25 protein-coding genes are annotated in these 24,461 nt (G+C 33.2%); 17 read left to right on the top strand and 8 right to left on the bottom strand.

Annotation, left to right across the window (positions count from 1 at the left end; translation table 11 throughout):
- The first annotated feature begins 38 nt into the window (after positions 1 to 38).
- The 13 genes from BMZ76_RS14155 to BMZ76_RS14105 all read left to right on the top strand — a co-directional run bounded on the left by BMZ76_RS14155 (position 39) and on the right by BMZ76_RS14105 (position 12,365).
- A complete protein-coding gene (locus tag BMZ76_RS14155; protein ID WP_143071103.1) occupies positions 39 to 500 on the top strand; it encodes a sll1863 family stress response protein in 462 nt (153 codons plus the stop codon).
- A gap of 185 nt (positions 501 to 685) precedes the next feature.
- The gene (locus tag BMZ76_RS14150; RefSeq protein ID WP_091208282.1) at positions 686 to 1,315 is read left to right on the top strand and encodes a porin family protein; all 630 of its coding nucleotides are present in this window, start codon (positions 686 to 688) and stop codon (positions 1,313 to 1,315) included.
- Positions 1,316 to 1,445: 130 nt separating this feature from the next.
- A complete protein-coding gene (locus BMZ76_RS15790; protein ID WP_121365230.1) occupies positions 1,446 to 1,598 on the top strand; it encodes a lmo0937 family membrane protein in 153 nt (50 codons plus the stop codon).
- Positions 1,599 to 1,655: 57 nt separating this feature from the next.
- Positions 1,656 to 1,808 carry a lmo0937 family membrane protein gene (locus BMZ76_RS15785; RefSeq protein WP_113633709.1) on the top strand — a complete coding sequence of 51 codons (153 nt, stop codon included), beginning with the start codon at positions 1,656 to 1,658 and terminating at the stop codon, positions 1,806 to 1,808.
- A 41-nt stretch (positions 1,809 to 1,849) separates the two neighbouring features.
- Positions 1,850 to 2,182 (top strand): YtxH domain-containing protein, encoded by a 333-nt coding sequence (locus BMZ76_RS14145; protein WP_091208278.1) that lies wholly within the window; start codon positions 1,850 to 1,852, stop codon positions 2,180 to 2,182.
- Positions 2,183 to 2,233: 51 nt separating this feature from the next.
- Positions 2,234 to 2,581 (top strand): hypothetical protein, encoded by a 348-nt coding sequence (locus BMZ76_RS14140; protein WP_091208275.1) that lies wholly within the window; start codon positions 2,234 to 2,236, stop codon positions 2,579 to 2,581.
- Between the two features lies 1 nt (position 2,582).
- A complete protein-coding gene (locus BMZ76_RS14135; RefSeq protein ID WP_091208271.1) occupies positions 2,583 to 2,939 on the top strand; it encodes a hypothetical protein in 357 nt (118 codons plus the stop codon).
- Positions 2,940 to 3,240: 301 nt separating this feature from the next.
- Positions 3,241 to 3,459 (top strand): hypothetical protein, encoded by a 219-nt coding sequence (locus tag BMZ76_RS14130; RefSeq protein ID WP_091208267.1) that lies wholly within the window; start codon positions 3,241 to 3,243, stop codon positions 3,457 to 3,459.
- 398 nt (positions 3,460 to 3,857) lie between these two features.
- Positions 3,858 to 5,942 (top strand): Ig-like domain-containing protein, encoded by a 2,085-nt coding sequence (locus tag BMZ76_RS14125; RefSeq protein ID WP_091208264.1) that lies wholly within the window; start codon positions 3,858 to 3,860, stop codon positions 5,940 to 5,942.
- Between the two features lie 78 nt (positions 5,943 to 6,020).
- The gene (locus BMZ76_RS14120) at positions 6,021 to 8,054 is read left to right on the top strand and encodes an OmpA family protein (protein ID WP_091208261.1); all 2,034 of its coding nucleotides are present in this window, start codon (positions 6,021 to 6,023) and stop codon (positions 8,052 to 8,054) included.
- A 244-nt stretch (positions 8,055 to 8,298) separates the two neighbouring features.
- Positions 8,299 to 8,778, top strand: coding sequence for a nuclear transport factor 2 family protein (locus BMZ76_RS14115; RefSeq protein ID WP_091208257.1), 480 nt, complete (start codon positions 8,299 to 8,301; stop codon positions 8,776 to 8,778).
- 570 nt (positions 8,779 to 9,348) lie between these two features.
- A complete protein-coding gene (locus BMZ76_RS14110; protein ID WP_091208254.1) occupies positions 9,349 to 11,091 on the top strand; it encodes an APC family permease in 1,743 nt (580 codons plus the stop codon).
- Between the two features lie 188 nt (positions 11,092 to 11,279).
- Positions 11,280 to 12,365, top strand: coding sequence for an AI-2E family transporter (locus BMZ76_RS14105; protein ID WP_091208252.1), 1,086 nt, complete (start codon positions 11,280 to 11,282; stop codon positions 12,363 to 12,365).
- A gap of 1 nt (position 12,366) precedes the next feature.
- Here BMZ76_RS14105 and BMZ76_RS14100 read toward each other — a convergent pair whose 3' ends face one another.
- From BMZ76_RS14100 to BMZ76_RS14065, 8 genes are all read right to left on the bottom strand, one after another.
- Positions 12,367 to 13,413: an o-succinylbenzoate synthase gene (locus BMZ76_RS14100; protein ID WP_091208249.1), complete on the bottom strand. Its 1,047-nt coding sequence runs from the start codon at positions 13,411 to 13,413 to the stop codon at positions 12,367 to 12,369.
- A gap of 69 nt (positions 13,414 to 13,482) precedes the next feature.
- A complete protein-coding gene (locus BMZ76_RS14095) occupies positions 13,483 to 14,691 on the bottom strand; it encodes a tetratricopeptide repeat protein (RefSeq protein ID WP_091208245.1) in 1,209 nt (402 codons plus the stop codon).
- A gap of 181 nt (positions 14,692 to 14,872) precedes the next feature.
- Positions 14,873 to 15,550: a metal-dependent hydrolase gene (locus BMZ76_RS14090; protein ID WP_091208241.1), complete on the bottom strand. Its 678-nt coding sequence runs from the start codon at positions 15,548 to 15,550 to the stop codon at positions 14,873 to 14,875.
- Between the two features lie 33 nt (positions 15,551 to 15,583).
- Entirely contained in the window at positions 15,584 to 16,534 is a 951-nt protein-coding gene (gene menA / locus BMZ76_RS14085; RefSeq protein WP_091208236.1) for a 1,4-dihydroxy-2-naphthoate octaprenyltransferase, read from the bottom strand.
- Positions 16,535 to 16,630: 96 nt separating this feature from the next.
- Positions 16,631 to 18,145: a PH domain-containing protein gene (locus tag BMZ76_RS14080; protein ID WP_091208232.1), complete on the bottom strand. Its 1,515-nt coding sequence runs from the start codon at positions 18,143 to 18,145 to the stop codon at positions 16,631 to 16,633.
- Positions 18,145 to 18,666: a PH domain-containing protein gene (locus BMZ76_RS14075; protein ID WP_091208227.1), complete on the bottom strand. Its 522-nt coding sequence runs from the start codon at positions 18,664 to 18,666 to the stop codon at positions 18,145 to 18,147. The genes BMZ76_RS14080 and BMZ76_RS14075 overlap by 1 nt, the downstream gene beginning before the upstream one ends.
- A 110-nt stretch (positions 18,667 to 18,776) precedes the next feature.
- Positions 18,777 to 19,607 (bottom strand): 1,4-dihydroxy-2-naphthoyl-CoA synthase, encoded by an 831-nt coding sequence (locus tag BMZ76_RS14070; RefSeq protein ID WP_091170323.1) that lies wholly within the window; start codon positions 19,605 to 19,607, stop codon positions 18,777 to 18,779.
- A gap of 732 nt (positions 19,608 to 20,339) precedes the next feature.
- On the bottom strand, positions 20,340 to 21,194 hold the full coding sequence (locus BMZ76_RS14065; protein ID WP_091208223.1) for a CvfB family protein: 855 nt from the start codon (positions 21,192 to 21,194) through the stop codon (positions 20,340 to 20,342).
- Between the two features lie 517 nt (positions 21,195 to 21,711).
- Between BMZ76_RS14065 and BMZ76_RS14055 the strand changes: the two genes are divergently transcribed.
- From BMZ76_RS14055 to BMZ76_RS16235, 4 genes are all read left to right on the top strand, one after another.
- The gene (locus BMZ76_RS14055) at positions 21,712 to 22,086 is read left to right on the top strand and encodes a hypothetical protein (protein ID WP_143071102.1); all 375 of its coding nucleotides are present in this window, start codon (positions 21,712 to 21,714) and stop codon (positions 22,084 to 22,086) included.
- 12 nt (positions 22,087 to 22,098) lie between these two features.
- Positions 22,099 to 22,353, top strand: a complete 255-nt coding sequence (locus BMZ76_RS14050; protein ID WP_091208212.1) for a hypothetical protein — start codon at positions 22,099 to 22,101, stop codon at positions 22,351 to 22,353.
- Positions 22,354 to 22,636: 283 nt separating this feature from the next.
- The gene (locus BMZ76_RS14045) at positions 22,637 to 23,989 is read left to right on the top strand and encodes a M28 family metallopeptidase (RefSeq protein WP_091208208.1); all 1,353 of its coding nucleotides are present in this window, start codon (positions 22,637 to 22,639) and stop codon (positions 23,987 to 23,989) included.
- A gap of 178 nt (positions 23,990 to 24,167) precedes the next feature.
- Positions 24,168 to 24,461: helix-turn-helix domain-containing protein (locus BMZ76_RS16235; RefSeq protein ID WP_244281828.1), on the top strand; the 294-nt coding region annotated here is incomplete at its 3' end.

Raw genomic sequence — 24,461 nt, 5'->3', positions numbered from 1 at the left:
AAATATAATTCCAAAACAAACAATAAAAATAACCCAAAATGAAAAAAATAATTTTTACACTCGCCATAACAACATTCTTGGCTGGAACTGTCTTAGTAGGATGTCAAAATACCTCCAAGAAAGAAGAAGCTGCTAAAGATAATGTAGAAGAAGCAAGAGATAATCTTGATGATGCTAAAGAAGAATTGTCAGATGTAAGAGCTGCCGCTACCGAGAAAGAATGGAATGATTTTAAAGAAAGCACTGATTCCACTATCAAGCAAAATGAAATTCGCATTGCGGAAATGAAAACTAAAATGAAAAGAACCGGTAAATCAATTGATGAAATATATGCTAAACAAATCGAAGAATTAGAGCAAAAAAACAAGAACATCAAACTAAAAGTGCAAGAGTACAAAAACGACACTAATAGTGACTGGGAATCTTTTAAAGAAGAATACAATCGAGACATGGATGAATTAGGAACTGCTATGAAAAACATGACAGTAGACAATAAATAGTAATTTAAAAAGGCGAGTTGAAAAACTCGCCTTTTTTTGTATAATTAGTAGTTTTTTAACAATACGAATACTGATTTTATTGCATCGAAGTGTGAATAATGTAACTTTAAATAAAAGTAATGTAACAACTTACCTGCACAAGATGCAGATATTTGTACTATAATTATTCAATAAAAACAAACAAAATGAAAAATTCAAAAAAACTAATTTTTGCTTCATTAGTATTAAGTTTAATGACTTTCACAAGTGTTCAAGCTCAAGAAAATGTAACTAAATTTGGTGTAAAAGGGGGTACAAACTTCTCTAATTTCTACACTGATGATGTTGATGATAAAAATGTTTTAGCAGGATTTAATTTTGGCTTTTTTGCTAAATTACCTATTTCAGACAACATCTTTTTACAGCCTGAGATTTCTTATACTGGAAAAGGATCTGAATTAGTTTACAACAATGCGCTAGTTAGTGGAACCGCACAATTCAAATTAGATTACATTGAAGTACCTCTTTTATTAATGGTAAATGTTACCAAAAACTTTAATATTCACGCTGGTCCTTATGTTGCTTATTTGATAAGTGGTAAAACTACTAACAAATCTGATAACGGTAACTACAACTTTGAAGACAAGATTAATGTTGATGATTTCAACAGATTTGATGCAGGTCTTGCGGGAGGTGTAGGTTTAGATTTAGAACCTGTAAGTTTTGGTGTGCGTTACAATTACGGACTGACTAAAATTGGAAAAGACAATTCAGATTTTACTTCTTCAGATGCTAAAAACAGTGTCTTGAGTGTTTATGCTGCATTTGGATTTTAATTAGTGCGAGAATACAAATAAATATATCTCAATTTTTTTGAGGGTAAACATTTAACACTCCTGTAAAGGTTTATTAAATTTTTAAAAAAATAAAAACAAACAAATAAACTAATCACTAAAACTAAAAATCATGAGCAACCTTCTTTACACCATCGCAGTAATCTTAGTTATTTTTTGGGCAATTGGATTCTTTGCATACAGTGCAGGATCAATTATTCACATCCTTCTTGTTATTGCTGTAATCGCAATCTTATTTAGACTTATCTCAGGTAGAAAAATCTAATTAAATCGTTATTAAAAAAATTACATAAATAATAAAATCATTAAAAAAAATAAAAAAATGGGCAATCTTCTTTATACAATCGCAGTAATACTTGTTATCTTTTGGGCAATAGGATTTTTTGCATTCAGCTTAGGATCAATAATTCACGTACTTCTTGTAATTGCAGTTATAGCAATACTTTTCAGACTTATTCAAGGAAGAGGTATTTAATTCATTTTTAAATTAATAAATAATAATTAAAATAAATAATTATGAAAGCAGATAAAATAATATTAGGAGTTTTGGGTGGAGTAGCTGTAGGAGCATTATTAGGAATATTGTTTGCACCTGAAAAAGGAGACAAAACAAGAACAAAAATAATGGATAAAAGTAATGACTATGCTGACGAATTAAAAGGTAAGTTAGATACTTTACTAGGTTCAATTACTCAAAAATACGAGAAAATCTGGAAAGAAGGAGAATCTTTAGTATCCGAAGGAAAATCGAAATTTTACGATGCAAAAAGTGAAGGCGAAACTTTACTTGCTGAAGGAAAATCTAAATTTTACGATACAAAAAACGAGGTTAAAAATACAAATATCTAATTAGATATTTAATTTTTAAATTTTAATCTAATTCCGTTTATAAATTATATCATGGAGAACAACGCAACAACAATAGAAATGCTTTTTAAAAGAGCAGAGGATTACACAAGAACAACAGTAGAACTGGCGAAGTTACATGCAGTGGATAAAACTGCTGATGTTATGTCTTCTCTTATCTCTCGATTGGCTGTTTCTATTGTTTTTGCAATGTTTGCCTTTTTGGTAAATATTGGCCTTTCTCTATGGATTGGGGAATTAGTAGGGAAACTATATTATGGCTTTTTTATAGTATCAAGTTTTTATTTACTGGTTGCAATTATTCTTTACATATTTAAAGATGAATGGCTTAAAATGCCTATCAGCAATTTTATGATTGTTAAAATGCTTAAAAAAAATTAATATGAAAAAGATAAATCAGACAGACATTCTTAAGGAAACTATCTTATTAATGAAAATGAAGCAAGCTGATGAATTAGTACAACTTAAAGATCAGTATCACTACACTCTTGAAAGTTTAAAACCTTTGAATTTAATAAAAAAGGTTTTTGGATTAGTAGCTACTTCACCTGAAATAAAAGGAAATATTCTAAGCAATGTTCTGGGCATGACAACAGGATATTTGACTAAAAGAGTGTTATTAGGAGGTACTCACAATCCAATTAAAAGAATATTGGGAACAATTTTACAATTTGCTATAACTAATATTGTTACAAAACAATCTGAAAAAAAAATAGATAACGACCTACAAAACTTCTAATTGTCGATTGATTATTTTTAAACTTTTTAAAATTCTTACTCAATTTAATTCTTATCTCTTTTTTTTCACAAGCAGTTGGAAACCCTTTGTAATCAACTCAAAAATTTTTTACGTTGAAAATTTTAATGTGAAATATAATAATTAAAAGAATTAAAAAAGAAGATTTAATACCTAAAAACAATCTACTGGCTTTTCAAAATCAAAAAGAAGAAAAGCGAGCCTCAGAATTAACAAAAGCTAATGCTGAACCAAGTATCGCTGAAGAATATCAAAGAAATAAAGTAATGGACTAAAAGAAATTATGTTCATTACCTCACACAGAATCAGAAAGCCGGTTACATATATTTTGGGAATATCTTATCAACTGGATGAATCCTATAATTCTCCAGAGGGGGTTAAAGAATGTTTAGATTTCAGTAAACAATCTGCCTTGACGCTCGATACTTTTACTGTAGAATTAACCATTTTCATATCCAATTTAAAACAAAAAGAAAAAAAGTTGAATGTTAATGAATTTTAATTTAAAGCTTTTTAAAGATAATTTTTAGTTTTACTCCCAACCCTATTTATCTTGATTATCTAAATCAATTATTTGTAACGCTGTTATTTCATGCGGTACGAGTAGTATTTTTAGTTTCTAATATTTTAAAATAAAGTTTTAGAAAATGAATACTCCCCTATTTTTCTTTTTCTACCAATCTTATTCATTTATATTCTTTTTATTTACAACAATTAAATGAAATAATGCAATGTTAACATTTTTAAAATCTTAAAAGATTGATTTTAAATAATCTAATTATTTTTTTTAACAAATAAAATAAGTGAATTTTACAACTTATTAAACTAATTGTGTAATGCATTTCGTAATTAAAAGTGTTAATTTTACTGTAAAATTATTAATCCCCTAAATATTAAAAAATGAATACCAAAAAACTACTACTAACCTTTGCAATACTGATTATTGCATTAATTTCTGGTTGTGCAGAAGACAATTTTATCGAGACCGAGGGCGTTTGTCCGGTAGTTATCTCTACAATCCCACTTAACGGAGCTTTAGGAGTTCCTTTAAGACAAATTATTTCTGCAACATTCAATGAAGAAATGAACCCAACAACTATCAATGCAGCTACTTTCATTGTAACAGAAGCTAACGGTACGGTTGTTACAGGTGCTGTTACTTACAGCGGAACAACTGCTACATTTACTCCTTCAAGTTTTTTGAAACCAAATACTACTTACATCGGAAGAATTAAAACTGGTGCAAAAGATGTGATGGGTAATGCGCTTCAAACGGATTATGTTTGGACATTTAGTACTGGAATGCTTATCGTACCTACTGTTATTACAACAGATCCTGCAAATAATGCTACAAATGTTCCTTTAAATAAAACAATTACTGCGACATTTAGTATGCCAATGGATCCATTGACATTAAATAACTTTACTTTTATTGTGAATCAAGGAACTAATTCAGTTGCTGGAACGATTACTTATGCTGGTTCAATGGTATCTTTTACACCGACTGCGCCATTAACTTCCAATACAATTTATACGGTTACTATTACTAATGGTGCTAAAAATTTAGACGGAACACCTTTAGCTAGTAATTACGTTTGGAAATTCACTACAGAAGCACCTCCAACAGTGACTGCAACTGACCCTACAAATAATGCTACAGGAGTAAGTTTAAACAAAATAGTTACTGCAACTTTTAGTGTACCAATGGATCCATTAACTTTAAACAGTACAACATTTATAGTAAAACATGGAACTTTTACAGTACCTGGTGTAATTACTTATGCAGGTTCAACAGTATCTTTTACAGCTACTAATGGATATGTTGCAAATAATGAATACACAGTTACTATTACCACAGGTGCAAAAAGTGTATCAGGTTTACCTTTAGCTAGTAATTACGTTTGGAAATTCACGACCGCAGTTGCTCCAACAGTAATTGCAACTGACCCTCTTAATAATGCTACAGGAATAAATTTAAACAAAACGGTTACTGCTACCTTTAGCACAGTGATGGATCCTTTGACTATTACTGGCACTACTTTCACTTTAAAACAAGGTACAACTGTTATTGCAGGAGTAGTTTCTTACACAGGGTCTACTGCCTCTTTTAAGCCCACTAATGCTTTATTAGAAGGTAAAATTTATACTGCTACAATTACAACTGGTGCAAAAAGTGCTGCCGGAGTACCTTTAGCCAATGACTATGTATGGAACTTTACCACACTGGTTTCAAATGCTCCCGCTCCTACTACAGGTCTATTCTTCGGAGTATTTGGTGGAAATGCAGGAATTACAAATCAAGGTTTAAATACCAGGATTAACAATGGAGGTATAGGAACAACAGCTGCTTCCACATTAATAACTGGTTTCACTGATAAATTAGCTTCGCCTGATGAGGTTTATACAGTTACACCACTTAATAATGGACTAGTATTTGGTGGAATTTACACCGATGCACCACCTCCAGGAAATGCTTTGAAAGCACAAAAAGCACTTGAAGGATTAAATGAAGCAAGAGCGCTATGGAACAGTATTTCTCCCGCTGCAAAACCAGGTGGAAGTGACCAAGGATCAGGTGAGCTAGGTGGACTAACTTTAGCGGCAGGTGTTTATAAATCAGCCAGTGGTACATATAAAATCACAAATGGAGATTTGACTTTATCTGGAAGCGCAACTGATGTTTGGATTTTCCAAGCAGAAGCTTCATTAACAGTAGGTTCTCCAGCAGCTACAAGAAATGTTAAATTAATAGGTGGAGCTTTGGCTAAAAATGTTTATTGGTACGTAGGTAGCGCAGCAGTCATTAACTACGCCGGTGGTGGTATTATGACAGGAAACATAATCGCAGAAGACGGTGTTACGTTATCTTCTCCAGGTAGTAGCACAACTTTACCAGGACAAGAAACGGTATTAAACGGAAGAGCAATTTCATTAATCGCTTCGGTAACTATGGTAAATACCATTATTAATGTTCCTGCAAATTAAGCACTTAATATAAAGTTTAAATATCCCGTCTTTGGGCGGGATTCATTTAAATAAAATCTAATATTAAAATATATAAAAATGATATCAAAAAATATTTATAAAGAGACATTATGTATTTCATTGTCGCCTAGTAAACTAACCGTTAAAGGAGCTGCAATTATTGCTTTATCATGGTTAAGTTTACAAACAACGGTTCAAGCTCAAGAAGCTCAAGTAATAAAATATGCAAAACCTTCGTGGTACTTTGGAGTTGCTGGTGGAGTTAATGCTAATTTTTATCGTGGATCTACAAATCAGTTGAATGCTGCTTTTACACCTCCTGCTACATTTCACGATGGAGATGGTGCTGGTCTTTTTATTGCGCCACTTTTAGAATACCGTCCTGCTACTTCAAGATGGGGTGTAATGCTACAAGCAGGATATGATAGCCGTAAAGGTACTTTTGACCAAGTGCTTACAGCATGCGACTGCCCTGCAGATTTATCTACTGATCTTAGTTACATCACGGTAGAACCAAGCGTGCGTTTTGCTCCGTTTAAATCTAATTTTTACCTTTATGGAGGTCCACGTTTGGCTTTCAATATGGATAAATCATTTACGTATCAATTAGGTATTAATCCAGCTTTCCCTGATCAAGCGCCTTCTGCTGCTGTAACAGGTGATTTTAGTGAAATTGAAGAAACTATTTTGTCAATGCAAATTGGTGCTGGTTATGATATTCCACTTTCATCGGATACGAACAAAACACAATTTGTATTGTCTCCTTTTGTATCTTTCCAACCTTATTTTGGTCAAAATCCACGTGCAACAGAAACTTGGAACATAACTACTATAAGAGCAGGAGTAGCACTTAAATTTGGACAAGGAAAAAACATCCAACAGGCTACTGATATGGTTAATGACCGTGAGGTTGATTTCTCCGTAAATTCTCCTAGCAATGTTCGTGGAGAAAATAGAATGACTGAAATTTTCCCACTTAGAAATTATGTTTTCTTTGATGAAGGATCAACTGAAATTCCAAATCGTTATGTTTTATTAACGAAAGCTCAAGTAAAAGACTTTAAAGAAGATCAATTGGAAACATTTGCTCCTACAAACTTATCAGATCGTTCTAAACGTCAAATGACTGTTTATTATAACGTTCTGAATATACTTGGAGACCGTATGCAAAAAAATCCTTCAGCGACAATTACTTTGGTCGGTTCATCAAATAATGGCAATACAGATGGTCTTACTATGGCAGAATCTGTTAAAACATATTTGGTAAATGTTTTTGCTATTAATGCAGCTAGAATTACAACCAAAGGTCAAAATAAACCAAATATTCCATCTGAACAACCAGGAGGAACACAAGAATTAGTGTTGCTACGTGAAGGAGATCGTAGAGTTTCTATCGAAAGTAACTCTCCAGATTTATTGATGGAATTTCAAAGTGGCCCTAATGCTCCATTGAAACCAGTACAAATTGTTCCATCACAAGTGGCACCTGTTGAAAGTTATGTGACATTTAATAATAAAGGAGCTGGCGAAGCTTTATCTTCTTGGTCATTACAAATCGCTGACGAACAAGGAAAAGTACAATCTTTTGGACCTTATACTGAGGAAGAAGTTAAAATTCCTGGAAATTTAATTTTGGGTAGTCGTCCAGAAGGAGATTATAAAGTAAAAATGATTGGTCAAACTAAAAGTGGTAAAATTGTAGAGAAAGAAACTCCGGTTCACATGGTGCTTTGGACTCCTGCAAAAATGGACGAAGGTATGCGATACAGTATCATCTATGAATTTAATAGCTCAAAAGCAATTACGATGTATGAAAAATACCTTACTGAAGTAGTAACACCGAAAATTCCTGCTGGAGCAACGGTAGTTATCAAAGGTCATACTGATATTATTGGTGAAGAAGTTTACAATCAAGGATTATCTCTTGAACGTGCAAACGATGTGAAACGTATCATTGAAAGTTCTTTAGCTAAAACCGGTAGAAACGATGTTAAATTCGAAGTATCTGGTTACGGTGAAAATGAAAATAATTCTCCTTTTAACAATAAAACTCCTGAGGAACGTTTTTACAATCGTACCGTAATTATTGATATTATTCCTGCTGCTAAATAATTCAAATTAGCAGGGAATACATTTTGTAGGTAACATAAAAGGATAGAAACTTAAAAGTCTATCCTTTTTTTTTGTGCCAAAATTTAACTCATGAATCTATAGTAACTCCATGAACAAGAATTAATTCTTTTAAATAATAGTGATAAAAAAGCATCTGATTAGATTTTGTATTTTCCAATTTCAATTTCAAACAGTAGATTAAAGCAAAAAAAATAGTATTTTTACTATTCACTTTATGTAAAACATGACTTCAAACGAACAAATACTTGTCAAATTTTATACTGCTTTTGGAAATGCTGACGCGGCAACAATGTGTGAATGTTATTCTCCCATCATTCAGTTTCGAGATCCTGCTTTCGGTTTATTAAAAGGAAATGATGTTTGCCAAATGTGGAAAATGTTGATTGAAAAAAGTAAAGGAAACATAAAGATTGAATTCTCAGACATTAAAGCGGATGAATACTTGGGTTCCGCACAATCGATTGCTACCTACGATTTTAGTAAAACCAATAGAAAATTAGTAAATATTATTCAGTCTCAATTTCAGTTTAAAGACGGATTAATTATAAAGCAAACCGATGAGTTTGATATTTGGAAATGGTCCAAACAAGCTTTTGGAACTACCGGATATTTATTAGGTTGGACTGGCTTTTTTCAGAAAAAAATACAAAAACAAGCACGGCTCTCATTAAAGAAATATATAGAAACTAAAAATGCTACTTGAATGTTTAAAAACACGATTTAATTGGGATTTAAATCAATTAAAGCCGTAATTGATTCGTATTAAAATGAAATTGATGTTTGGAAAATCCAAAAAGAAATAATTGATCCAGCCGAGAATTTATATTTGCATTAAAAGGACAATATATACAGTGGTGTTGAATTTGGAAACACCGAAAATATAGGAAACAGAGCTCTATTCTTTTTTCAGAAAGATATTCCGAGATCCAAATTATTATCAAAAATCGAATAAAAAGTTGTTGTTGTTAAATGCGCATGCTAAACTATCAAAAACAGATTTGGAAATAGAATATTTGCCTAAAGTTTTAGCTTTAAAAACTTTTACTGAGTTTATGCTGATCCATCTGACCACACAATTAGCTTATCATTTGAGAAGAATTAATTAGCACAGGCAATTAATAGGAATTTAATTTTAAAAATAGCCGCAAAAATCAATATTTGATTTTCAATAAAAAAATAAGAGGATTTGTTTTTCTGTATTTTTAATTAGGGGTTAAAAAAGCTTAATTAGTAAGCCTACATAAAAAAATTGAGATCAATTAAAAAATATACAATGAAAACAGTACTGCATAAAAAATTAAATGAATTACAAGCCACTGCTATTTGCGGAAATGATATTAGTTCATCGTGTCTTTATGTATCTGCGCTTACCATTATGTATGCGGGCCAGTACGCTTGGATTTCGTTGCTTTTTGTAGCAGTGGTCCTTTTTTTATTCAGAAAAATATATGGTGAAGTAGTTGGCGCTATTCCACTAAACGGTGGCGCTTATAACGTATTGTTAAACACTTCGTCCAAAAGGATGGCATCTCTCGCGGCGACATTAACAGTTTTGTCTTATATGGCTACAGCGGTAATCTCAGCTTCTGAAGGCATGCATTATCTCCATTTAATTGCGCCAGGAATTGACATCACTATAACTACAGTAATTGTTTTAGTAGCTTTTACCGGCTTGGCTATTTTAGGAATTGGAGAATCAGCTATTGTCGCTGTTTTTATATTTTTAATTCATTTAATCACACTTAGCTTATTAGTATTTGCATCTGGCTGGTTTCTTTTTAATCACGGTTTACAAACGTTCCATATTAACTGGAATCTTCCAGTTACTTCGGGCGGGATTGTTAGAGCGCTTTTCTTAGGTTTTTCTGCCGCTATGTTAGGGATTTCGGGTTTTGAAAGTTCTGCAAATTTTGTTGAAGAACAAGAACACGGTGTCTTTCCAAAAACGCTTCGTAATATGTGGGCTATAGTAAGTTTTTTCAACCCTATGTTAGCATTATTACTAATTTGCATCATTCCACTGGCAGAAGTCGGAGAACATAGAGAATCCTTACTTGCGTATTTGGGACAAACAACCGGCGGATCGTGGCTTGCTTATCTTATTTCCATCGATGCTGTTTTGGTGTTGTGTGGAGCTGTATTAACTTCCTTTGTTGGGGTCTCCGGGTTATTAAATCGTATGACTTTAGACAGAATATTACCCAATTACTTTTTAAAGCAAAATAGGCGAGGTTCTAATTACAGAATAATAATTAGTTTTCTAATATTATGCATTTCTATATTATTTGTTACTGGCGGTAATCTTGTTTCACTTGCAGGCGTTTACACATTCTCGTTTCTGGCCGTAATGGGGTTATTTGGTATTGGAAATTTATTATTGAAATTTAAACGAAAAAAACTGCCTAGACCTGAAAGAGCTCGTGGAATTTCGGTAGTTATTGCTGTATCATTAGTGATTGTTGCTTTTGTGGGAAATATACAATTAAACGTTAATTCCTTTTATACTTTTATTAAATACTTAGTTCCTGCATTGCTATTTATAGCAATCATGTTAAATAGATCTTTTTTAATTCAGCTGTCAATTGATGCGTTAGAATATTTTTACAAACCCTTGAGAAGATTCGTGATATTCAGCAATCGTTATCTGGTACAAATGAATAAAAAAATTCACTCGCAGGAATTTGTTTTTTTTACAAAAGGAGATGATGTGGCAATTTTAAACAAGGTAATGCAATATGTAGAAAATAATGAAACGACGAAGAAATTAAAAATTGTAAATGTAAAGAGTGAAGGTGAAAATAATGATTTACTCATAATTGACCTTAAAGTTCTGGACCGTGCTTATCCTGAAATTGACATTGAATTTATTGAATTAGAAGGTACTTTCGGCCCGGAAATCATTGACGAATTATCAAAAAAATGGAATATTCCAAAAAATTTCATGTTCATTGGTTCTCCTGGTAATCGTTTCTCTTACAGAGTTTCTGAATTAGGCGGTGTTCGGTTAATTATGTAATAATTTGTTTTCTTATAAAAAATAATTACTAAATTTAAATAACTAAAATTTAGACAATTAGGTGAGTTAATTTTAATCCGCTATCTTTGTTACACCATAAAAACGTCATTTTTTATTATCAAAAAATATGACATTAATCAAAAACTTGAAAAAATAAAATTCAAATAACGGTGATAATACCTATTTGTATGCTACAATCTAAGATACCCATTCCTTTTCAATCCAACAGGAGATATTCCATTTTAGAGATACTCCAGTTTATAGTAGTAGTTTCTTTACTACTCTATTTTGGAAAAACACTATTTATTCCGTTGAGTTTTTCATTACTCATTGGTTTTATTCTATACCCCGTTTGCAAATACATGGAAACAAAAGGCATTTACAAAGGTACAGCCATTTTTATCTCTATTTTAGGTGTGACACTTTTAGCGGGTTCTATTATTTATTTATTGTTCGTACAGTTCTCCGAATTTCTTCAAGAATGGGAATCTTTAAGAGCCAAACTGAACGAATCGATACATCAATTAAGTATTTTTATCGTAGAAAGATTTAATATTAGTCTGGAAAAACAAACGGAGTTCATTAATAATACGCTCAACGATTCTGGTTCCCTAGCTTTTTCCATGTTACGAAATACCGCATACTCGTTATCTACAGCAGTATTTTTTTTAATAATGATTCCTGTTTTTTCGGCATTGATACTTTTCCATCGCCAGTTATTATCAAATGCTTTATATGAGCTTTTCCCTCCGGAGCGAAAAAATACCATTCACGAAATTCTCATTGAAACCATTCATGAATATTACAATTTCATCAGAGGAATGTTAATAGTTTATTTAATAGTTGGATTATTAAACAGCATTGGACTTTGGATAATTGGAGTGCCAAATCCCTTTCTGTTTGGTTTTATCGCCTCAATCCTCACTTTTATTCCGTATGTTGGAATCATGATATCTTCGCTCTTGCCCATTGCAGTTTCCTGGATAACGTACAATTCTATTTGGTATCCATTAGCCGTTATTGCTGTTTTTTCTATTGTTCAAGCACTTGAAGCCTATATTATATTTCCTTTTGCAGTAGGAAGCCGTTTAAAAATAAATACACTTGTCATTATTATTGTAGTAATCGTTGGAGGCATTATTTGGGGAGCAGCAGGAATGATTCTGTTTATTCCATTCATCAGCATCATCAAGTTGATTGCGGACCGTACACCTAGCTTAAAGACATTATCCGTTTTATTGGGAGATGGTGACCAAAAGAAAACTTCAAAATAATCTATTTCAAAAGGCCAAAATCAAACGTCCAATCCAACTCTTTCTTGTACCACAACTGCCCTACTGAAACTTCTAGCGGACAGTCAAAATTATTGGTATAAAGTGCTCCGGTTCCTAATCCCTGAGGCATTAAATTGTGCTGCAAAAAAGTCCATTGTGCGATTGCATTCAAGCCAATATTGCTCTCTAAAGCGGAGGTAATCCACCAACCAATTTTATGCTTTTCAGCCAATGAAATCCATTCTTGAGTACCTCGAAAACCGCCCACAAAACTTGGTTTTAAAATAATGTATTGTGGCTGGATTTTCTCCAGTAATTGCTCTTTTTCTGCCAAAGTAAACACACCGATCAGCTCTTCATCCAAAGCAATAGGAAAAGGAGTAGTTTTACACAGCTCTGCCATACTGTCAGTGTGGTTTTTTTGTATTGGTTGCTCAATACTATGTAGTTTAAATTCAGATAATTGAATTATTTTATCTAAAGCTAAATCTATAGCAAAAGCACCATTGGCATCGACGCGTATTTCTACTTGTTCCGGAGTAAAATGTTGCCGAATAAACCGTAATAATTGCAGTTCTTTATCGAAATCTATCGCTCCAATTTTAAGTTTAATGCATCGAAAACCCTGCGCTAATTTTTCCTCGATTTGCTGCTTCATAAACGACTCCTCGCCCATCCAAACTAAACCGTTTATTAAGATGGATTTTACACCCTTTGTAAACTCCGAAGGAAAGAGCAAAAAAGGAGTTTCACTCTCCAAAGATTGGAACGCCATTTCCATTCCAAATTGTATCGAAGGAAACTCCAATAACGCTTCCCAAAGTTGGTCTTTTCCAAGGTGAATGTTGTTGCAAGTCCATTGTAATTTTTCTTCATAATCAGGTCGATCATCAATACTCAATCCGCGAAGGATTCCGCATTCTCCTATTCCTTTTTTATCGTCTTTTTCCAAAATAATAAACCAAGTTTCTTTTTCAGTCATAACGCCACGAGAAGTTCCTGATGGACGTTTGAAATTAAGGATGTATTTGTGGCACGTTGCTTTCAAGAAATTATGAATTATGAGTTATTTTAATCTAGTAAACTTGTATCTGACTAATTTTATCAAAACTTAAATCTATTTATCCATTAACTTCAAAACTCTTTCAAAATCATTGGAAGTTATTCCCTCTTTCTTGAAAGCAGCGAAATCTTCTTTTACTTTTTGAGTCCAGCTCAAACTGTCCATTACATTTTGCGAATGATACTTTTTGTAAATCGCTTTTGCTGACGAATAATTATCACTCAATAAATAGGCGTGCGCCAAATTCATTTGTATCAGTAACTCTGTAACATCCAGCTTCTCGCCTTCTTGCAGGAATTTAATTGCTTTTCCGTATTGCTTTGTCAAAAGATAACTATTTCCTATTGCATTGTAATCCAAAGCAGTTGCTTTTCCATCATTAATTATTGTAGTCAATTTGGTGATAGCTTCGCCTTGCTTTCCTTGTTTTGCTAAAACAGTAGCTTGCTTGCGTAAATCGTCATAAACACTTTTAGAAAGACTACTTTCACCAAAACAACTAATACCAAAATCCTTGAACGATTTAGCACGTTCTACAGCCAATAATTTCTGGAATTCCTTAAACTTGTACTTCGATTGGATTTTATCGAGAATACAAACGCAAAAATCATCTGAATTGGTCATTTTTTGAGCCAAATTAGAGGTCTTACATTGATCAATAATTGCTTTTCTGTTTTCAAGCGTCCAGCCACGACTCAGTTTGTTATCGACCCACGGCACCACTTCGAGAATAATTTTTTGATTCATGATCCAGTTTTTACTTTCGAAACCAAACCATAAATTACCGGAATTCGATTGCATACAAGCAGATTTTTCTACAGAAAGTCGCTTGGCATCTTTGCTGATTGGCATATCTTGAAGTAAACAAGCTTCATCTGTTTTTCCGTTTTCTTTGTATTTTGTGGTTAAGTCAGCGCTTGAAAAAACCGCATACTTGCATTTGTCTTCTCCAGAGATTTTAGACAAGATAAAAACCGCTCCTGCCGAACCTTGACTGATTCCTGTAGGATCCGGAATGGCTTTTAAAACCGATACTAAACTACCTGCCATTTGCTGATTTTTATCCAAAAGCGTTATTCTATATACGACTTCAGTGGTTCCTTCAGGGAAATCTTGTGTTTTTATAATGATTCTGTCTCTGGCGGAAACCGTTATTTCTTCGGTTGTAGCGCGAGTTTTATCCCAATAGCCGTCTTGTTGAGAGAAAACGGTATTTGAAATAATTAGAAACAGAAATAAAACGATGAAATTCTTTTTATGCATGATTGATATAAAATTTAAACACTAAGCGCACGAAGTTTTCGCAAAGTTCACTTATCAATTTACACTATCAAGCCCTAGCCCAGATAGCAGTGAAAATCCTTTTATCATTATTTCAGGGTTTGGAACCCTGAAATAGTGATAAAAGATTGCAACGAATAGCTGGATTAGCTCCAAATAAAAATTACAATTCGATAAAATCCCCTATTTCCAATAACATCAAATCTTTTCCTTTATCGAAGAATTTGCGAATGGATTCTTCATGGTCGATTTCGATATAACCAAAAGTGTCGTAATGATATCCTAGAATTTTATCGCAATCCAAGAAATCAGAAGCAAGAATCGCATCTTCGACATCCATGGTAAAATTATCACCTATTGGCAAAATTGCTAAGTCGAGTTTGGTGCGCATAGGAATGAGTTTCATATCCATAGTAAGCGCCGTATCACCAGAAATATAAACGTTTTTATGTTCACCTTCAATGACAAAACCGCCCGGATTTCCTCCGTAACTTCCGTCAGGAAAAGAACTGGAATGAATGGCATTTACATATTTAAGTTTCCCAAAATCGAAATTCCAGCTTCCGCCGTGATTCATCGGATGCGATTGAAACCCTTTAGCGCCATAATAACCGGCAATTTCAGCATTGGAAACAATTACCGCATTGGTCCTTTTCGCAATTGCCTCAACATCCAGAATATGATCTCCGTGCGCATGCGTTACTAAGATGTAATCCGCTTTTAAAGTTGCTATGTCGATATGCGCTGCTTTTGCATTAGCCGAAATATAAGGATCTACTAATATGTGTTTGCCCCCAATTTCTATACCCAATGAAGCGTGTCCGTAAAATGTTATTTTCATTTGAATTAAATTTTAAAATAGATTAATTTGAGTTTAATAATTATTCACGATCAAATCCGAAAAGAAGAAAATCATACACAATGCCAGCAACACCGAAAGTGCAAAAGTACTGAGTGCTAGTTTTTTTAATTCAGGATCTAATTCCTTAGGATTCTTGTTTTTATAAACAGTAATTAAATGTTTACTCAAAGGAATATACGCCAATAAAAACAAGTATTGATCAAAGTGAAAATCGTCTATAATTGCAAAAATTACCACCAAAATCATTGCAGTTACAATCAAAGTATAATGATATATTTTTGCTTTGGCTCCGCCAATTTTTACGACAATTGTATTTTTATTAGATTTTCTATCCGATGCTTCGTCTCGCATATTATTCAAATTCAAAACACCAACGCTTAGTAATCCAATAGCAATTGCGGGTAAAACCAATTCAAAATCCAATTGCTTAGAGTATAAAAAATTCACACCTAAAGTACTTACCAACCCAAAAAACACAAAGACAAATACATCCCCAAATCCACGGTAGCCATAAGCTGTATTTCCCACCGTATATCGAATCGCAGATACAATTGATAAAATTCCCAACACTAAATAAAACAAGGAATACCATAAATTAGTATCGGTAAAGGCATAATAAATCAGTAATACTGCCGACAGCAATGTCAATGCAGATGTGATTATAATGGCTCGTTTCATGGCTCGAGGAGTAATTAAACCGCTTTGTATGGCGCGTTTAGGACCTACTCGATCCGCATTATCCGTTCCTTTCATTCCATCACCGTAATCATTAGCAAAATTTGAAAGTATTTGCAATCCTAATGTTGTTAATATTGCAAAACCAAACAATCGCCAATTAAAGACTTCCGTTGGCGTTAATATATTGTCTGTTGGGTGCGCTAAAGCATACATGCTTCCAACTATTATTCCAGAAACCGATAAAGGTAATGTACGTAATCGCGCGGCTTCAATCCAATGTTTCATATCTTTCTATTTAAAAATTTTAGCTGTTTATTTGGCTCATTTCTTATTTGATATTCGGTTAAACCATTAAACAAACAATCGAATAATCTCTTAAAACTACATCCAATTGCTATCGGAAGTTTCTATTTCGTACAACCAAAGGTTGACTTGTTGTTTTAGTATTAAATAATTCCCCAGCTGAAAAGCTATATTTCCTCCTGCGGTATGCAATGTTATCGAACCAATATTCAACTTTTTATGCCAGAAGAGCTGCGAAGTTGTAATTGCTTGTATTTTATTGGGCTCAATAATATCATTGCTAATATCCCAAGCACCACTTTGCTTTATTATAAAATTATCGTGGATGAATAATCGGTTATTTATAAATTTAAAATATTGGATTAATCCAATAATAACTACATAAACCGGCACTACATAACTGTATTCAAAAAATACAGCTTCAAGCCAATAACCAATCGCCAAAAACCCCAACAAAGGTAATCCTATTGACAGAAAAATAGAAAAAATAAGTTTGCGAAAATTAGGCTGAAGCATTAATCCTTTTTGAGGAATTTGATGAAATAATAATTTCAATATCGAATCTCTTTCGGTCTCACTGCATCCGGGAATTTCTATTATTGATTTTCGTTCTTCCTTTTCGCCACTAGTTGCTTGTTTTATTTTTAGTTCCAAAATTCCCATCTTCTTTTGGAAATAATTTCTCGTAACCGTTGTAATCTGAACTTTTTCAGGTTTAATTATCGTGCTTTTTGTATTTAACAAGCCAAAAGACAATAATAAAGACCCTTTTTGTCTTGCGATTTTATAATCATAATATTTAAAAACTATTCGGATTACATTAATAACTAAAACGATCCCAAACAAAAATGCTATCGATATTAAAATAGTTTGCAACACTAGGTTTTTATCAATGTAAGAACCTAATTCTTCTTTGTAAACATTGTTTTCGTCTCCAAAGTTTTGAAAATTTTCGTAAATCGTACTAAAGAAAATCACCAATAAAGCAATAGTTCTTCCGTAATTAGACGTAACGCCTACTTTTAGCAAACTCAAAAAACTAATTTTGATGAAAGGATGTACCGCCTCAAATAATTTTTGCTCCGTTTCCTCCAATGAAGTTTCTTCAGTTCTAATTTCACTCTTTATTGTCTCATTTTCCAACAAACGGAATTTCAACTCCAAAGCCAGTTCATGCGAGATTGCTTTGATGGCGCCTTCTTTTTTATTGCTTCCAGCTGTATCTACATCAAGTTCATAAACGCCAATTAACTTTTGAATAAAAGACTGATTAATATTTACTTGTTGAATTTTACGAAGCTGAATCGCAGTTTTGGTTTTATTGAAAACACCATCTGTAATAATGAATTCCTCGTTTTCAGCATCCAAAAAGAAAGTAAAATTCAGATATTTCAAATAAGAAACGACTCCAATACCTACAAAGACAGTAATCATTCCAAGGGTAAGATACAGTTTATTAATCTCGTCAAACTTAAAAATCCAAATCACAATCATGGGCCACAACGCTCTTGCGTATTGCTGAAGCGTGTAAAAAAACATCACCAAAATCCCTATTGAAGATTGCCTCTGTGGCTGACTAAAATCGGCTCCCATTACAATTGCTTTTGTATTTTACCCATCAACAATTGTTTAATATTTTCGGCTTGTTCTTTCTCGATTCCGGGAATTTCAATATCACTGGAACTTCCGCCGGCAGTAAAAATTTCTATTTTGGCAAGTCCAAAATAACGCGAAATAAACCCTTCATGCAATGCCACATGTTGCACTCTATTGTAAGGAATTACGATAGTGTTCGTAGCAATAATTCCGTGTCTGAAAAGCACATCATGTTCCCTGAATGCAAATCCTTTTTTTTTGAATCCAATAATAGAAAACACAACTAACATAATCGAAAATACAGGAATTAAAATCCCCAAAATCAACCAGACTCTTCCTGAAAACAATTCAGGTTTAAACATTGAAAGTAGTATTGGAATCAGAACTACTATTGCAATAATTCTCACCAAACTAATCAATACCACTCTAATGTATTTAGGATGCAATTTCGTAAAAGTGACTTCCTCAAATTTAGGAAGTTGGCTAGTATCAATTGTTTCGTTTGTGAAATTTTCCATTTAAACTGTTTTTTTTGCCACAAAGACGCCAAGGCGCTACGTTTTTTTATGCATTATTTTGAGACTGAATACTAATCTCGAAGTTTCGGAACTGAACACTGATTACTCCATTACGGCAACCATTTTTTTTCAAAATTTGGTTTTCTTTTCTCAAGAAAAGCATTTCTACCTTCTTTAGCTTCTTCGGTCATATACGCAAGTCTTGTAGCTTCACCGGCAAAAACTTGTTGTCCAACCATTCCATCGTCGGTAAGATTCATGGCAAATTTCAGCATTTTAATAGCCATTGGTGATTTTTGCAAAATTTCCTGTGCCCATTCATAAGCCGTATCTTCTAATTCAGCATGCGGAATTACAGCGTTTACCATTCCCATATCCATTGCGTCCTGAGCAGAATAATTTCGTCCCAAGAAGAATATCTCGCGCGCTTTTTTCTGCCCCACCATTTTAGCTAAATAAGCAGAACCGTATCCACCGTCAAAACTAGTTACATCGGCATCCGTTTGTTTGAAAATAGCGTGCTCTTTACTCGCCAAAGTCAAGTCGCAAACCACATGCAAACTGTGTCCGCCGCCTACAGCCCAACCGGGAACTACAGCAATAACTACTTTTGGCATGAATCGGATTAAACGTTGAACTTCCAATATGTTCAAACGGTGCTGTCCGTCATCGCCTACATATCCTTGATGTCCGCGTGCGTTTTGATCGCCACCGCTGCAAAAAGAATACACACCATCTTTAGAAGAAGGCCCTTCGGCAGAAAGTAAAACTACTCCTATCGATGTGTCTTCCTGCGCGTCATAAAATGCATTATACAATTCGGCAGTCGTTTTTGGACGGAACGCATTTCGCACATCTGGTCTGTTGAAAGCAATTCTGGCAACGCCATTGCATTTCTTATAAGTGATATCTTCGTATTCTTTGGCAGTAATCCAATCCATTACAATTGATTTAAATTATTTTAGTGTAAAAATAAATCATTTTTTACATTTTATCTATTCTATTTCGATAAGCTTATGGTAATCCTTCTCTGATTAAAGGCTTTACAATGTTAAAAAACAATAAAAAATCAGCATTTTAACAGTTGCCAATTCAAATTATTTTTAATTTTAGGATAAGCTAATCAGATGAATACAAATTATTTATCTTGATTAATTATTGATTCTTAACTGATTTATTAACCTAAAAAAAGAATACATTGAATACGATTAAAATTATTGTCGCTCCTTTTTCTACGGTAATAACTTATATAAACATTTTTAAAGTCCCCGATAAAGGAGCAAATGATACCAGTATTTGCCCCAGCAAAAAAAAATAAAATAACACCTACGGTTAAATTAAAGATTTATTTTCCTTGCTCTTGCGGAAGTGAGGCATTAATAAAAAATTGTTTTAGAAAATTATCTTCCAACGCATAGAAAAACCAAAGGCCTTATCGTTACATTATTTCTTAACTCGTAAGCAAGTGATTGTACATTTAAAGACAAATTATTCTTTAAAGTAATTTACGCTTAAGTTAATAACTTTAAAATAGTATAGAGCATACTGTTGTTCCTATTAGGTAGATAAATATACTTTGAAAGTAAAATCAAATTAGTGCTGCTAGAATTTAATATTCTATAACAGCATTAAAAAGAGAAAGACTAACCGTTACGATTAGTCTTTCTTTTTTTTTATTCCTTAACCAAGTAAATTCCGTCTTCCTTGATTTCAATTAATTTCTCTCGGTACAAAGCGCCAATGGCTTTTTTGAAGGTTTTCTTACTCATCTTCAAAACCGTTTTAATGTCTTCCGGATGCGAATTATCAGTCAATCGCAAGAAACCTCTACTAGCTCTTAGCTCGTCGAGAATTTTTTCCGCATTCGGTTCTATACTCTGATATCCCTGTACCTGCAAAGCCACATCAATTTTATTGTCAGGACGAATCGTCTTAATGTATCCACGCATGCGGTCTCCCGTACGAATCGCGTCATCATAGACTTCATCTTTGTACATCAAACCTTTGTACTTTTCGTTAATGATTACGTTTATTCCTAATTCAGTGATATGGGAAACGATTAAATCTACCTCTTCCCCCTTTTCAACCGTTAAGTGATCATTTTTTAAAAACTGATTCAATTTACTGGAAGCGACCAAACGATTGGTTTTCTCGTCCATATAAAGATACACCAAGTAGCGTTTCCCTTTTTCCATAGGACGCGCCTGCTCTTTAAACGGAACCAAAATATCCTTTTCCATTCCCCAATCCATAAAAGCACCAATCTGATTGGTATAATTCACACGCAAAAGTGCAAATTCATTCAATAATATATACGGCTCTAATGTCGTGGCGACGGGTCTTTCTTCGTGGTCCAAATACACAAAAACAATCAATTCCTCGCCTATTTCAAATTCGTTTGGCACGTATTTGTTAGGCAATAGAATATCATGAATTCCTTCGGGATCCTCTTCTGGATTTCCCAGAAACAAACCCACTTTGGTGTCGCGTAAAATGGTAAGCGTATTGTATTTTCCTATTTCAATCATTTTCTTTCAATTTCTAAAGCGCAAATGTACGAAGTTTGAAAATAGTAATAAAGAAACTGTCCACAAAAACACAAAGCCCAAATCCGACGATTATTTTCTTTTTTTGGAGCATAACTTTGCGTTCTTCTATCACAAGTTGTCCCGCTGTCCGCAGTATCTTTTTTAAACGCAACCCTTTCAGAGTTCAAAACTCTGAAAGGGTTATAAGCGTTTATAAAAAGGATACTTGCTCCCATCGCGGCTAAATTAGGACTTTTTTTCAAGATCAACAAAGTTTCACTTTTTCTATAATTAATTCAAAAGAGATAATTAAAATTTCTAATATTTTTTTATATTTTTGAAAAGTATTCAACTATGTAATCGTAGAATCTACGAATAGATGGAAAGCCACTACTACATAGATAGTGAGTAAAAAGAAGTTTAAAGCAATTTCATTAACGACAAGATATGACAGAACATACCAAAAGAGTTTTAAGCGTAAAGAACTTAGTCAATTATATTTCTAGTAATGATATTTTTGAAAATTAAAGAAGATGTAAGAAGTATTACTACACATACATTGGCTCAAACCGCTCAAAATTTTTGGTTTTCACTAATTTTATCCGAAAATCTATTTGACATTTCTTATTGCAAATCTAATTTTTCATTTGAAATTGAAATTAGCGATTTATCAACTATAATCTACAATTATGATGGATTTATAAAAAATGCTTTTTTCTTAAATTCATTTATTTATGTGGAAAACCATATTAGACAAATTGCTTTAAAATATGAAAATCCAAATAATATAATAAATGTCACCAGCATAACAAAAACATTTCTAAATCTAATGAATACAAATAAAACTTCTCTTTTCAGCTCTCTAAATGAAAATGATTTTAAATTATTTTAATTTTATTGCTATATGAGAAATACAATGCATAATGCTGGATTTCAAACACAAGAAAACCAATCAATAGAGATTTTTGATATCTACTCCATTATTAATAAAGATAGAATTGTAATCAAATTGAGTAAAGATTCATCAAACGATTTAAATTTTCAGGATCAATTATTACTTCAAGAACAAATTATAAAATTGATATTTAAGATTAATTTATTGATTCCTATAAATGACTTTATTAAGCATCGATTTTCAGACCTAGGATTTACAATGTAAAACTTCTACCATAAAAGAAATCGGGCAATTGTGATAATAGGAAATATAGTTTTCTATTTATTACATTAGTTTTTAATAGACAGATTTAGCAAACATAATCCATAAAAAGCTTCATTACATTATCTCGCTTGGCATCTATAAAAAAGATTAAAAGGTTCTTTCTCATAGTAATTTATTAGATAAAAAACAAAGCATCTTGAGACTAAACAATTCCTAAAATCCAATTTCCCCACAATTTCCTTTTCTTTTTTACTAACTTTGAAAAAACTAAAAAATCCTATTAATGAAACCAGCCTTAATTTTCTATTTATTCCTACTACTATTCATTTCCCATACCAATTACGCACAAACCACATTTGACGACCCAGAAATAAAAAAAATGGTAGCCGAGGTAAAATCGGAAAACATGGAAGCTACAGTTCGTAAACTCGTATCTTTTGGAACCCGACATACGTTAAGCGACACTAAAAGCAACACCCGCGGCATTGGCGCAGCGCAACGCTGGGTAAAATCAGAATTTGATAAATATGCCTTAGCATCAGGCGGAAGACTGACTTCGGTTATTGATTTTTTCACCATTAAAGCCGGTGGAAGACGCATCGCCACCGACAGTCAGTTGGGTAATGTTATGGCAACTTTAAAAGGAACGGATCTTACAGATGATCGTGTATTAATTATAAGCGGCCATTTAGATTCCCGTGCTTCCGATGTTATGGATTCTAAATCAGATGCGCCTGGCGCTAATGACGATGCTTCTGGAGTAGCCGCAATGATGGAACTTGCCCGAATAATGAGTCAGAGAGAATTCCCTTTTACACTGATTTTTGTGGCAGTAGTTGGTGAAGAGCAAGGATTGTACGGAGCCAAGCATTTAGCTGATGTTGCCAAAGAAGGAAAATGGAATGTAATAGCCATGATTAATAATGATATGATTGGAAACAGTTTATCCAGTGGTACTTTACTCAGAGACAATACTAAAGTTCGTGTTTTCAGTGAAACAATTCCGTTCTTAGAAACGGAAGCCGAATCAAAAATGCGTAAATCGACCAATCGTGATAATGACAGTCCATCCAGACAATTAGCTCGATACATCAAAACGGTTACCAATCAATATGTAGAGCAATTGGACATCAATTTAGTCTATCGCAACGACCGTTTCTTGCGTGGTGGCGATCATACTCCTTTTAGTCAAAATGGATTTACCGCCATTCGTTTTTGTGAAATGAATGAAAATTACGATCACCAACATCAAAACGTTCGAAAAGAAAACAACATCCAGTACGGCGATCTTGCCGAATTTATGGACTTTGAATACATGAAGAAAGTAACGTGTTCTAACTTGGCTACTTTCAGCAATTTGGCTTGGTCTCCAAAAGCGCCAACAAACGTTGGAATTGAAGTAAAGGACCTGACTAATTTTTCTACTTTAGTTTGGACCGCTCCTGAAGGAAAATCGGTTTATGGATACAACATTCTTATTAGAGAAACTTCATCACAACATTGGGAAAAAACAATATTTGTAAAAGATACTAAAGCTGAAATTCCGTATTCTAAAGATAACTTTTTCTTCACTGTTCAAGCCGTTGATGCATTAGGACATTCCAGTTTGCCAATTTTCCCTTTGCCAATTCGTTAAAACACCAAAAGGTTTTCAACCATTAAGGTAATTTTTATTATTACGTATTTATTAATCAATCTTACTTGCTTAATAGTTTAACATAATCATTAAACAAAAAAGCGTTTGCCTTAGCAAACGCTTTTTTTATGGATACTGTCCCGTCCTGAAATAGGTTGTCACTCAAACAACTTAATTTATGGAATCACAATCCCCGCAAAGACAAAAACGTAGTCAACGAGATTACAGCCTAGCTTTTAAATTACAAGTAGTTGCCGAAGTAGAAAAAGGCGAGTTAACCTATAAACAAGCTCAAAAAAAGTATGGAATTCAAGGTAGAAGCACTGTTTTGGTTTGGATGCGAAAACATAGTATCTTAGATTGGAAAGAATTACCATCTATGTCACAAAAGAATACTCCAGAACAACGAATAAAAGAGCTAGAATCACTACTTTCTAAGGAAAAAGAAAAAGTACATGTCTTAAATGTTGCT

It is taken from the genome of Flavobacterium xueshanense (genome assembly GCF_900112975.1).
In the GTDB taxonomy this organism is placed as follows: Bacteria; Bacteroidota; Bacteroidia; order Flavobacteriales; family Flavobacteriaceae; genus Flavobacterium; species Flavobacterium xueshanense.
This window is presented reverse-complemented; position numbering and strand designations above follow the sequence as displayed.